Origin of the sequence: Pleomorphovibrio marinus (genome assembly GCF_003347495.1) — a bacterium.
Taxonomy (GTDB): Bacteria; Bacteroidota; Bacteroidia; order Cytophagales; family Cyclobacteriaceae; genus Pleomorphovibrio; species Pleomorphovibrio marinus.
Map to the genome: position 1 here is coordinate 147,296 of NZ_QCXY01000001.1, position 12,336 is coordinate 159,631.

Consider the following 12,336-nt stretch of genomic DNA (forward strand, 5'->3'; position numbering starts at 1 on the left):
TTAAATTCTGAAAAGATTTCTATTTTTGCACCCCATTAGAAGGGGATAAAAAATTAACCGCTAAAGATTATGTATTGGACGTTAGAACTCGCATCCTATTTGGAAGATGCCCCATGGCCAGCTACCAAAGATGAGTTGATTGATTTTGCCATCCGTTCGGGTGCGCCATTGGAGGTAGTGGAAAACTTGCAGGAACTGGAAGACGATGGCGAGCCTTATGAGAACATTGAGGAAATTTGGCCAGATTATCCCACAAAAGACGACTTCTTCTTCAACGAGGACGAGTATTAAAAAACTTTATACCCCCATCATGGCAACAGGTTTTCCATTTGGGGGTTTTTTCATTTTTAACCTAGAGCATTTTTGAGCCTAAGCCTCCCAGATTTGCTAACAGGGACCTCTATACCTGACCTGAGAATTAACCTATACCTTTCTTTTTCGTAGGGCTCAATTCTTATTACCTGGGAAAGGTTGACCATAAAGGACCTATGTACCCTGCAGAAAATGGACGCATCAAGTTTCACTTCGAAATATTTCATGGGCTTCAGCTTCAGAAATCTTCCCTTCGCGGTGTGAATGCCTACATAATCGTCCTCAGCTCTCAAATAATGAATGTCCCCCACGGGAATGAGGTCAATTTTAGCCCCTGTTTTCACCACCACCCTTTCTAAAGGCTCAGAATCTATCTGTACATCTTGAGTAACCCTCTCCAAATTTTGCATGTCCTTTAGCGCTATCCGCTCCCGGGCCTTTTCGACAGCGGTTTTAAGACGCTCTTTTGTAAAAGGTTTAAGCAAGTAATCCAAGGCATGAACCTCGAAGGCCTTCACTGCATAGGTATCATAGGCAGTCACAAAAATCACCTGCGGAGGGGCGTCCAGTAATTCCAAGAGTTCAAAACCGCTGATTTTAGGAAGGTTAATGTCCAGTAACAACAAATCTGGTGCAAGCTCCTGAATGCCTTTTAGGCCATCATACCCATTATAGAATTTCCCCACTAACTGAAGGCCAGGGATTTCTACCAGATATTCTTCCAGGATTTCTTGAGCCAATGGCTCATCTTCGACTATTACCACCCGAATATTCATTGGCGTTGGGGGATTTTTAACATCACGATAAATAAGTTTCCTGAGGTTTGACAAGTCAACAAGTCCTTCCTTCCAAAAAGCAAAAAAAGCCTCCTATTCACACTTTCCAAGCCAAAGCCAGCACCTTTTTTCCCAGACACCTCTGGATCAAAAGGATTGCAAACCTTGATTTGCAGATATTTAGGCGTATAAAAAGTCTCTATAAGAATATTTACTTTTTCCACCAACCCATCTAACCCATGTTTGACTGCGTTTTCCACTAAGGGTTGCATCAAAAGAGGAGGTAACTGCATTTCCAAGGTCTTCTCATCCAGCCGTAGATCCAAGGACAGTCGGTGACCAAATCTCACCTTTTCCATTTTCAGGTATAAGGATATCCTTTCCCACTCTTTTTCTAGACTTTCCCAACCGGAGGCATTCTTCTGCACCGTGAGTCGAAAAAAATCGGCCAACTGTTGAATCATTTCCCTAGCACTATCTGGCTTGCTACCTATCAATGCACTTATAGAATTCAGGCTGTTAAAAAGAAAATGGGGCTGAAGTTGTTGCCTAAGGAAGTAAAGTTCGGCATCCTTGGATATTTTTTCAGTAAGCAGTTCCCTCTCCTTGAGTTTGTTTTCCTTTTCTGTTTGGGACTTCCAGAGCACCACAATGGTGAGTCCATAGAGAATTAAAAGCATAAATACCAACCGCAAGGGAACGGTCCAGTCCAAAAACTCCCTATAGCCCGATTCCTCAAAATCCAACCATAATAAAATGGACCTTCCCAAAAACAAGGTTGAAAATCCAAAAATCACGGGAAATAGCAAATGATAACGAAAGCCTGAAGTAGTAGGGTTATAGTAAGTAAACAAATTGGCCAAAAGTAATGCTGCTCCCAGTAGAATCACAGCGAATACCATACTATCCACAACGGCAAGGTTGAGGTCCAACCCATAATACCAAAGGAGGGAGACACTTAACAATACAAACAGGAATGTCCCTATCACCCAGTTCCATGGTCTAATTGCCGGTTTTTTACTCAGTAGATAAGCCAAATCTAATTCATTTAGTACGTAGTGATTTCAATACCTCCAAATACCACTGCACCGCTAAGCACCAACTTCTTTTCCGCATCCACAGGCCCTTGGTGAAGAAACCGCTTGTCATCTACACTTGCGGCAATGTTGCTCACTCCCAATTGCACATCCCAATGTGCCGGAACTATAAGCTTTAGCCCCCCAAAGACTACATTTACTTCCAAATGAGCAGGTGCCTCCATATCCGCATGAGTCAAGTCCACGTCTGTACCCCCAAAAATGGTGGTAATTTCCCCACCCTTAAAAGTTTTACTGATCACCCTTTTTTTGCTGCCACAGAATATGGATTCCTCGTTGATATAATCCATGTGCTGCTCTTCGGTTTTCAATTTCGACTTTCCTGTCCTGACCTCCCTTTCAAATCGGTCAAAATGGCCTTCCCAAAATTCCGCTCCCTTTTTCTTACGATTAGCCATCAGGTATATCCCCAAAATGATGAGGGCAATCGGCAACAAAAATTTCTCGAGTTCAAAGGGCAAACCAAGGTAGTTTCTTGCCAAAAAATACCCCCCAATCAAAATCAAAACTACCGAAGAGGTATTTCTGAACCCATGCCTTACACCAATCAAAATCCCAATGGCTATTAAAATCATAGGCCAGGTAAACAGCCATACAGGGAAAAATATCCCTAACTGCTTCAACAAAAGCAAACCCCCTATGATCAAAACCAATGCACCAATAATTTGATTCTTTCTCATCCCTTTTGATTAATTTTTTACTAAAACTAAGTCATTGCAGCCAAAATTCCAGTAGGAAATAGGCCAATCTCATAAAGAAATCGGTAAATGTCTGGGAAAAATCGGCAGAAAAAGGATCTTACTTCTTATTCAAAAGGTACTCTGCATAATCAAGGTCTTCTGGAGTGGTAATCTTTATGTTTTCCAGGTTGCCGGGGATCATGGTCACCTGCCAACCCTGGTGTTCATACACGGTAGCGTCATCTGTAAAGTGATGGAGCTCCCCGATTTCAAACGCCTTTCTAATTTTTGATAGTTGGAAAGTCTGCGGTGTTTGGACAAGTCTGAAATATTGCCTTTCCTGATAGAAGGACCGCCCATCGTCGGTAAGTTTCCTTATGGAATCCTTAAGCGGCATCACTGCAATGGCACTGCCTTCTTCCAATGCCACCTCAAAGCTGCGGTCTATCACCTCCCTGGACACAAAAGGCCTTACCCCATCGTGTATGGCAACCAAGCCATCATTGCCCTTTAAGGCATTTAACCCGTTCCTTACCGACTGGAACCTAGACTTACCTCCCCCCACAACCTGGTGGGGAACCTGAAAGGTATATTGTTTACAGAGTTTGTCCCAATACTCAAAATCGTTTTCTGGTATTACCAATAGGATGTTGACCCCAGAGTCGTTTTCAAAAAATGCCTGAATCGTCCACATCAAAATTGGCAAATTGCCAATAGTCATGTATTGCTTTGGCACTGGACCTCCCATCCTAGTGCCACTGCCGCCCGCTACAATGATCACATGCTTTTTCATCTGTTTATAATTTGTTTTTCAGCGGACATAAAGCTTGCCCCTGCCTGCCCCGAACTCGCTTCGGGGAACTTGTTTCGGGGGAATCTCGCATCTCCCCGATAGCTATCGGGGCATCCCAGTGTGTGATGTGCTCGTCATGCCCTGACTGCCGTCAGGACAGGCTCGATTTCAAGTAAACCTCTTTAACTATTGCATAAAATAAAAAAAGTGCCTTTCGGCACCTTAAATTTATAGGATCAACATGGCGTCTCCGTAGGAGAAAAACCTGTATTTTTCTTTTATCGCTTCCTGATAGGCCTTCATGATGAGGTCATAGCCTCCAAATGCCGCCGTGGTCATCAGTAAAGTGGACTCGGGCAAATGCAAATTAGTCACAAGGGTGTTTGCAATTTTAAATTCATAGGGCGGAATTATAAACTTATCTGTCCAGCCACTGCTTGCCTTTAGTCTTCCATTGGCGGTAACGGAACTTTCAATGGTCTTCAGGGAGGTAGTTCCCACAGAAACCACCCTTTTCTTTTGATCCAGTGCTCGATTCACCAGTTTTACCGTGCCATCAGGAATGTCATAGTTCTCTGAATCCATTTTGTGCTTGGTCAGATCCTCCACGTCTACCTGCCTAAAGGTGCCTAACCCTATGTGAAGTGTAATAGGACTTACTTCCACACCCTTTATTTCCAATCTTTTCAACAAATGCTGGGTAAAGTGGAGGCCGGCAGTGGGGGCGGCAACTGCTCCCACATGTTCTGCATAGATGGTCTGATACCGGTCCCTATCGGATTCCTCCACTTCTCTTTCAATAAAGTCCTTAAGAATAGGGGTTTCTCCTAGGGTGTCTATGGTCTTATAGAATTCCTCGTCAGTGCCGTCAAACAAAAACCGTATGGTTCTACCCCTGGAGGTGGTATTGTCTATCACTTCGGCTACTAAATCGCTGTTTCCAAAGTACAACTTGTTCCCCACCCTAATTTTTCTTGCAGGATCCACAAGCACATCCCATAACCTAAGATCCTTGTTGAGCTCCCTCAGCAGAAAAACTTCAATCTTTGCACCGGTTTTTTCCTTGTTGCCGTAAAGCCTCGCAGGAAAAACCTTCGTATTGTTGGTAACAAAAACATCTCCTTCTCCAAAATATTCTATAATATCCTTAAAAACCCTGTGCTCGATTTCACCAGTAGCCCGGTTCACCACCATTAAGCGGGATTCATCACGGTTTTCGGTGGGGTATAAAGAAATGAGCTTCCTGGGTATTTCAAATTTGAAATCTGATAATTTCATGTATATATTGTTTGGAAATTAAATGTCCTGATGTTTATCTCATGTTATAAAAAATGCAAAGATAATAAGAAAAATAAGCTATTCTACTTATCTTGCCAATTAGTTTTTAGCTAAACTGCAAATTTGATGCTAATCCGATTGATTTGGGAAAGTATTCGCTTCGCCTGGCAGGCTTTGGAATCCAATCTCACCCGTACCATACTTTCCTTGCTTGGTGTTACAGTGGGTATTTTTTCCATTATAGCGGTATTCACCCTAGTGGATTCCCTGGAAAGAAACATCAAAAACAGCCTTTCCTTTTTGGGTTCAAATGTGGTCAGGGTAGATAGGTTTCCGTTTGCTGCAGGAGGATCGCAGGAGTACCCTTGGTGGAGGTACTTTCGAAGACCCCCAGCTACTTTTGCAGAATATGAATTTTTAGCAGACCGTCTCAAGAACGCGGAGGCTGTGACATTATCGGCAAATGCCAGAGCAACTGTAAGACAAGCTAGCAACTCTTATGAAAGAGCCAACTTACAAGGAATAGAAGTGCCACATAATGAGGTATATGATATCCCTATAGCAAGAGGCCGGTATTTTACAGCTTTAGAAGTATCTGCCTCCAGAACGGTTGCAATTATAGGGGTAAAGATTGCAGATGCCCTCTTTCCAAACCAAGAATCTATAGGTAAAACATTCAAAATTAAGGGATTAAAATTTACCGTGGTGGGGATTTTGGAAGAAGAAGGGGAAGGTTTGTTTGATGCCCCTTCAAAAGACGAGAGTATTCTCCTGCCGTTTGGGGCCTTTACTAAGCTATATTATGTAGGCAAAAACGGAATAGAACCCACCATAGCGGCAAAGGGTTTTGATAATGACCCGGGGCTTATCGCCTTGGAAAATGAAATGGCAGGTTTGCTTAGGGCAAAACGTGGACTTAAACCTAGCGAGGAGGATAATTTTGCCCTTAATCAATCCGAATTCATCCAAAATGCCATTGGCTCCATCTTTAGCGTTATCAGCATTGCGGGTTGGGTAATCGGAGGGTTTTCCATTTTAATAGGAGGTTTTGGAATAGCCAATATCATGTTTGTGTCCGTTAAAGAACGTACCAGTATTATAGGTATACAAAAGTCACTGGGTGCCAAAAACTACTTTATCCTTTTCCAATTCCTATTTGAATCCACCTTCCTCAGCTTGATAGGTGGTCTTTCGGGACTGGCCTTGGTGTATGCAGGCACTTTTATTCCCTTGGGTAGCTTGGAGCTGATACTTAGTTTGAAAAACATCTTGCTGGGAATCGGGCTTTCTTCCGTCATTGGCATGGTGGCAGGTATAGTCCCGGCCAGTATTGCTGCTGGCCTGGACCCCGTAGAGGCCATCCGAGCCTCCTAATGCCAAATAAAAAAGCCCAGAAAGAACTACATCTCTCTGGGCATCCCTAATCTTCCTTTTACATCCCGAAATAGCGGATCAGGCCTCTTCCTCTTTCTTTTGGTTTCCCTTTTTCAGTAAACCGGATTTTTCCTTGATCTTCTTTTCTAGTTCTTCCATTAATTCTGGGTTATCCAAAAGGAGGTTTTTCACTGCATCCCTACCTTGTCCAAGCTTATTCCCCTCATAAGAAAACCAGGAACCTGCCTTCTTAATGATGTCAAATTCTACCCCTAGGTCAATGATTTCCCCTACTTTAGATATCCCTTCCCCATACATGATATCAAACTCCACCACTTTAAAGGGGGGTGAAACTTTGTTTTTCACAACCTTTACCTTGGTTCGGTTACCCAAAATATTGTCAGCGCCTTCTTTGATCTGGCCAATTCTTCGAATGTCCAGCCTTACTGAGGCATAAAACTTCAGTGCATTTCCCCCTGTGGTCGTTTCTGGGTTGCCGAACATTACCCCAATCTTATCCCTGAGTTGGTTGATAAAGACGCAGGAGCAGCCGGTTTTGTTAATTGCACCGGTGAGTTTCCTCAGTGCCTGGGACATTAGCCTGGCCTGAAGGCCCATTTTGCTGTCTCCCATTTCGCCCTCCAGCTCCCCTTTCGGTACCAATGCGGCTACGGAATCGATCACAATGATGTCTATGGCCCCTGACCGAATAAGATGTTCCGCTATTTCAAGGGCTTGTTCGCCGTTATCGGGCTGGGAAATAAGTAAGTTTTCAATATCAATGCCGAGCTTTTCCGCATAGGTTTTGTCAAAGGCATGTTCTGCATCGATAAATGCAGCCAATCCACCAGCTTTTTGGGCCTCTGCTATGCAATGCATAGATAGGGTGGTTTTTCCGGAGGATTCGGGTCCATATATTTCTATGACCCTACCCCTTGGGATACCCCCTACCCCCAGAGCCATATCAAGGCCCAATGAACCTGTAGAAATGGCGGGAATGTCCAGAACGACATTGTCGCTCAGCTTCATCACGGTGCCCTTGCCGTAGGTTTTTTCTAGTTTGTCTATGGTCAGTTGAAGGGCTTTGAGTTTTTCGGTATTTGCACTCATAATCTATAATATATAAAAGTATCGTACGTATGAATATGTGAAAGTAAACATTCACCAGATGATAACCAACAAAAGCATAACCATTGTTTTACGATTGCGTTTAACTAATTTTAGCTAATGACCATTGGCTTTGGTTTCCAAAATGGTACGTCTTTTGAAATTCAAAAAGAGCAACAATTCTAAATTTATGCGTTCCAGTGCCTGGCCTATCGTTTTCTTGGTTTTCATGGCTTTTACCTGGCCTGACAGTCAGCCTCTACGGAAAAACCAGGCTTTCACACAGGGTGAGGAGTTAACCTTCACCGTGAAGTACCTTTTTTTTAATGCAGCAGAAGCCAAGATGATTATACATGACCGGATCCATTATATCCAGGAGAAGCCAGCCTATAAAATTGACGTTTTTGGACGCACTTTGAGTATATTCAAACTCTTTTATGTGAAAGACAACTGGGGGACCTACCTGGATACGGCAAAAATAATTCCCTATCGAAGCTACAGGCACATTGAGGAAGGGGGATACCGTAAACACGAGATCATCGATTTCGACCACCAAAACCGGGAAGCAGAAGTGAGGCTTTTTGATCGGGAAAACAAGGAGCTCGTGGAGACTACCCAATTTGATGTGCCTTCCAATGTACAGGACATTGTAAGCGGGTATTATCTTTTGCGCACCATGAACTTGAAAGGTTTGAAAAAAGGCCAAGCCATAAATATCAATGGCTTCTTTGATAAGAAAAATTATAACCTAAAGTTAATATTCGAGGGTAAAGAAAAAATTTCCACGGATATTGGGGAATTCAACACCTTTGTTTTTTTGCCTCAAATGCCCAAAAACAAACTTTTCAGCGGCGACTACCCCATCAAAGTCTGGATTACTGATGATGAAAACCGCATCCCCGTCAAAATTAAGGCTAAACTGGTGGTAGGTGCCCTAAACATGGACATCACCGAAGCACAAGGATTGCGCAATCCTCCCCAAAGGAATTAAGTTAACAATTTCTTAACAATACCTGGGATTTTGATTACTTTTAAAAGGCGAAGATCTGGCGTTTACTTTAAATTTTTATGCATTTATTACCTTTGTGGAAAATTTTGAAGAACCCTTTTACGATGTCCCTTTGCAAATGGCTGAAAGAAAAAACTTAAAAGTATTAGTGGTGGATGATGAGCAGGATATCATCGAAATACTCACCTACAACCTCCGAAAAGAAGGTTATGAGGTGGCAACAGCCACAGACGGAGTGGAAGCAGTGAAAATAGCATCTAGGTTTCTTCCGGACGTGATTTTGCTGGACATTATGATGCCCAACCAAGACGGCGTGGAGACTTGCAGGCAAATACGGGAGATCGAAGAATTGCAGCATGCTTTTATTGTTTTTCTAACCGCCAGGTCCGAGGAATATTCCGAAGTGGCCGCTTTTGAGGTAGGGGCAGATGATTACATCAACAAACCCATTAAGCCCAGGGCCTTATTAAGTAGAATTGCGGCGCTCTTTAGAAGGGAGATCAAAAAAGAACAGGAAGTTTCGAAAATAAGTGTGAGGGATTTGGTGATAGATAGAAGCAGCTATACGATCAATAAGGCGGGCACCACCTTGGTACTACCTAAAAAAGAGTTTGAACTGCTTTATTTCCTCGCCAAAAACCCCAATATTGTCTTCAGTAGGGATGACCTCCTCCAAAACATTTGGGGTTCGGACGTATATGTACTGGCTAGGACAGTGGATGTACATATCCGAAAAGTACGAGAAAAAATCGGTGATGATTATATCACCACAGTCAAGGGTGTGGGGTATAAGTTTGAACAGAATTAATAAGGGATGTTCAATACTTCCAAGGGCATATCATTTTTGTTGGCGTTGGCCATAACCACTTTTTTGATTGCTTTTTTGTCCCTTCTGGAAGAAACCAATTCCACCCTTTTGATAGTAGCAGGAGGATTGAGCTTTGCAATCTCTTATTTATTGATCAATATTTGCCTAGAGTTTTTGATCTTCAAGGAGATTGCCAATATCTATTCCGTATTGGAAAAGATCCAAAAAAAGGACACCGGCCATATCCCACAAAAAAAAAGCAGGAGTTCACTTTCCCCTTTAAAAAAAGTACAGGGCTCAATAAACGCCTACGCAGCCGCCAAGAACAGGGAGATAGAGACCCTTCAAAAAAACGAGGTGTTCAGAAGGGAGTTTATTGCTGATATTTCTCATGAACTTAAAACCCCCATTTTCGCTGCACAAGGTTATATCCATACTCTGCTCGATGGTGCTGTGGAAGATCTCAGCGTAAGGGACAAATTCCTCAAGCGTGCAGCAAAAAGCATGGGCAACTTAGACAAGCTCGTTCAAAACCTCATTACCCTCAACCAGATTGAAAGCGGGGTGGTTAAGTTCCAATTCACCCCTTTTGACCTCAAAGAGGTGATCCAAGAGGTGGTGGATCAACTTGAGGATAAGGCGAACAGAAGGGAAATCAATATCCGTTTCATATATAACCCTGAGATAAGTCATATCACCTTGGCAGACAAGGACAAAATTTTCAGGGTAGTACAAAACTTGCTTTCAAATGCCATAAAGTACAATCACGAAAATGGCAAGGTGACCATTCAGCTTAAGGCTAAAAAAAACCGCTTTGGCATAAAAGTTAAGGATGATGGCAAGGGCATACCCGCCGATGATCTCAAAAGGGTCTTTGAAAGATTTTACAGGGTGGACAAAAGCCGATCCAGGGAGCAAGGTGGGACTGGTCTAGGCCTTGCCATAGTAAAGCACATTCTGGAAGGTCATAAAACCAAAATATCCGTTTCCTCCACCTTGGGAAAAGGCTCCATATTCAGCTTTAGCCTGCCAATTCATCGGGAAAACACACCCCCCAACTCTATCCCTCAGCTGAGAATATCGAAGGGGGAATAGCTCCCATCATCCCCTTTTTTTATTTAGGAGGCTTTTTTTATGTAATTTTGTTTCTCCATTTTCTTTTACCAGGCAAAATCCAATATGAAATCGAGCCTGCCTACCGGCCAGGCAGGCATGGCTCAAGCGACACATAGGGGGATGATTAAAATTGCGAGATTCCACCTAATCGAGTTCCCCGAATCAAGTTCGGAGCAGGCTATGTGGCGAATAAAAATCAATTATAAACATATGAAAAAAATCAGGTTTGAGGACCTTATCCTATTCGAAAATGCGGACTACCTTATTATTAATAAGCGACCCTACCTCTCTACCCTAGAGGACAGGCACGAGGCTCAAAATATCCTGGAACTGGCCAGGGAATACATCCCTGATGCCCAAGTATGCCATAGGCTGGACAAGGAGACTTCAGGCTGCTTGGTGATTGCGAAACACCCAGACGCCTACAGACACCTTTCTATACAATTTGAAGACCGGCAGGTCATAAAGGTATACCATGCAGTGACAGAGGGGCTGCACGATTTTCAAGACAAGGCCGTGGACAGAAACCTGCAAAGCAGCGCTAAGGGAAAGGCAAAAATCCATGTGGATGGAAAGCCTGCTTTGACCTACTTCAGCACCATCAAAAAATACCAAGCCCACACCTTGGTGGCATGTCGGCCAGTTACAGGGAGGCTACATCAAATTCGCGTTCATTTGTCCTTTTTGAATGCACCCATTGTGGGAGATGAACTATACGGGGGGAGGCCTCTCTACCTAAGCCAGCTTAAAAGGAAGTTTAACCTGAAAAAAGACACAGAGGAACTTCCCATAATGCAGCGGGTGGCACTACATGCACAGTTTATTGGGTTTATTGGATTTTCTGACGAAGAAATCGCAATCGAAGCACCCTACCCCAAGGATTTTGCAGTATTGGTGAAACAACTGGAAAAAACGGATTGAGCACTACCTAACCCTACAGTTCCTCTATTCGTTGCCATTTTCCCCTTCCCTTTCAAGCTATACTTGTGAAAATAAGGCAGTAAAGTAGATTATATTTTGCAAATATATTTTATTCCATCTATCTTTGTGTCCCTTTTTGAGGGTGAAATGTATTTAACAAGCTAATAATTAAACATTTACACAGTGGATACTTTAAGCTATAAGACCATATCTGCTAACAAAGCTACTGTACAGAAAGAGTGGGTCGTAGTGGATGCCCATTCCATGGTACTAGGTAGGTTTGCGAGTGAGGTGGCAAAAATTTTAAGAGGAAAGCATAAGCCTAACTTCACCCCTCATGTGGACTGCGGAGACAATGTAATTGTCATCAATGCGGAAAAGGTTAGGCTAACAGGAAAGAAGTGGAACGACAAAGTGTATGTTCGTCATACAGGGTACCCGGGTGGTCAGCGTATTTCTACCCCTAAGATGTTGATGGAGAAGTCTCCAATCACTCTTGTGGAGAAAGCGGTAAGAGGTATGTTGCCAAAGAGCAGGCTTGGCAGGAAGCTTTACACCAACCTACACGTATATGCCGGATCAGAGCACCCTCATAGTGCACAGCAACCTAAAGAAGTGAAAATATAAAGCTACCCGTCAATGGAAATTATAAACAAGATCGGAAGAAGGAAAACATCCGTAGCGAGAATCTACATGCAGCCCGGCAATGGCACCATCACTGTAAACAAGCGTGACCTTGCGACTTATTTCCCTTTTGACCTTCACCAAATTGTGGTGAGACAACCTTTGGCATTGGTCAATGAGGATGGTACTTATGACATCAAAATCACCGTAGATGGTGGTGGGATAAAAGGTCAGGCTGAAGCTATCCGAATGGCTATTTCCCGTGCTCTTTGCGAATTCAATGCAGAGCATAGAGGTGCCTTGAAAAAAGAGGGATTCCTAACCAGGGACTCCAGAATGGTGGAACGGAAAAAGGCAGGACGCAGAAAAGCAAGGAAAAAATTCCAGTTCTCCAAGCGATAATTGGTATTTCTTTCCCTATACATGTAATCAAATATTTAT

At 43.1% G+C, this 12,336-nt stretch carries 14 protein-coding genes; 8 read left to right on the top strand and 6 right to left on the bottom strand.

All coding sequences use genetic code 11. The features are described 5' to 3' along the window. Nucleotides 1–69: 69 nt before the first annotated feature. A complete protein-coding gene (locus tag DB520_RS00620) occupies nt 70–291 on the top strand; it encodes a DUF2795 domain-containing protein (RefSeq protein WP_010855875.1) in 222 nt (73 codons plus the stop codon). 56 nt (nt 292–347) lie between these two features. Here DB520_RS00620 and DB520_RS00625 read toward each other — a convergent pair whose 3' ends face one another. From DB520_RS00625 to queA, 5 genes are all read right to left on the bottom strand, one after another. After that, the gene (locus tag DB520_RS00625) at nt 348–1,088 is read right to left on the bottom strand and encodes a LytR/AlgR family response regulator transcription factor (protein WP_114747747.1); all 741 of its coding nucleotides are present in this window, start codon (nt 1,086–1,088) and stop codon (nt 348–350) included. Beyond that, entirely contained in the window at nt 1,085–2,125 is a 1,041-nt protein-coding gene (locus DB520_RS00630; RefSeq protein WP_157971884.1) for a sensor histidine kinase, read from the bottom strand. The genes DB520_RS00625 and DB520_RS00630 overlap by 4 nt, the downstream gene beginning before the upstream one ends. An 11-nt stretch (nt 2,126–2,136) precedes the next feature. Beyond that, a complete protein-coding gene (locus tag DB520_RS00635) occupies nt 2,137–2,865 on the bottom strand; it encodes a LiaF transmembrane domain-containing protein (RefSeq protein WP_114747749.1) in 729 nt (242 codons plus the stop codon). 118 nt (nt 2,866–2,983) lie between these two features. Then, nucleotides 2,984–3,658 carry a 2-C-methyl-D-erythritol 4-phosphate cytidylyltransferase gene (locus DB520_RS00640; protein ID WP_114747750.1) on the bottom strand — a complete coding sequence of 225 codons (675 nt, stop codon included), beginning with the start codon at nt 3,656–3,658 and terminating at the stop codon, nt 2,984–2,986. A gap of 228 nt (nt 3,659–3,886) precedes the next feature. Next, nucleotides 3,887–4,936, bottom strand: a complete 1,050-nt coding sequence (gene queA, locus DB520_RS00645) for a tRNA preQ1(34) S-adenosylmethionine ribosyltransferase-isomerase QueA (protein ID WP_114747751.1) — start codon at nt 4,934–4,936, stop codon at nt 3,887–3,889. 123 nt (nt 4,937–5,059) lie between these two features. Between queA and DB520_RS00650 the strand changes: the two genes are divergently transcribed. Beyond that, entirely contained in the window at nt 5,060–6,310 is a 1,251-nt protein-coding gene (locus tag DB520_RS00650) for an ABC transporter permease (protein WP_114747752.1), read from the top strand. A gap of 78 nt (nt 6,311–6,388) precedes the next feature. On the opposite strand, the gene recA is transcribed toward DB520_RS00650, so the two are convergent. Next, the gene (gene recA / locus DB520_RS00655) at nt 6,389–7,420 is read right to left on the bottom strand and encodes a recombinase RecA (RefSeq protein WP_114747753.1); all 1,032 of its coding nucleotides are present in this window, start codon (nt 7,418–7,420) and stop codon (nt 6,389–6,391) included. 187 nt (nt 7,421–7,607) lie between these two features. Between recA and DB520_RS00660 the strand changes: the two genes are divergently transcribed. The 6 genes from DB520_RS00660 to rpsI all read left to right on the top strand — a co-directional run bounded on the left by DB520_RS00660 (nt 7,608) and on the right by rpsI (nt 12,297). After that, a complete protein-coding gene (locus DB520_RS00660; RefSeq protein ID WP_114748706.1) occupies nt 7,608–8,408 on the top strand; it encodes a DUF3108 domain-containing protein in 801 nt (266 codons plus the stop codon). 136 nt (nt 8,409–8,544) lie between these two features. Next, on the top strand, nt 8,545–9,234 hold the full coding sequence (locus DB520_RS00665) for a response regulator transcription factor (RefSeq protein ID WP_114748707.1): 690 nt from the start codon (nt 8,545–8,547) through the stop codon (nt 9,232–9,234). A gap of 6 nt (nt 9,235–9,240) precedes the next feature. Next, complete coding sequence (locus DB520_RS00670) at nt 9,241–10,329, top strand: sensor histidine kinase (RefSeq protein WP_114747754.1); 1,089 nt, start codon at nt 9,241–9,243, stop codon at nt 10,327–10,329. A gap of 231 nt (nt 10,330–10,560) precedes the next feature. Then, nucleotides 10,561–11,271 carry an RluA family pseudouridine synthase gene (locus DB520_RS00675; RefSeq protein ID WP_114748708.1) on the top strand — a complete coding sequence of 237 codons (711 nt, stop codon included), beginning with the start codon at nt 10,561–10,563 and terminating at the stop codon, nt 11,269–11,271. 183 nt (nt 11,272–11,454) lie between these two features. Continuing rightward, a complete protein-coding gene (rplM, locus tag DB520_RS00680; protein ID WP_114747755.1) occupies nt 11,455–11,898 on the top strand; it encodes a 50S ribosomal protein L13 in 444 nt (147 codons plus the stop codon). Nucleotides 11,899–11,910: 12 nt separating this feature from the next. After that, the gene (gene rpsI, locus DB520_RS00685; protein WP_114747756.1) at nt 11,911–12,297 is read left to right on the top strand and encodes a 30S ribosomal protein S9; all 387 of its coding nucleotides are present in this window, start codon (nt 11,911–11,913) and stop codon (nt 12,295–12,297) included. Nucleotides 12,298–12,336 lie beyond the last annotated feature (39 nt).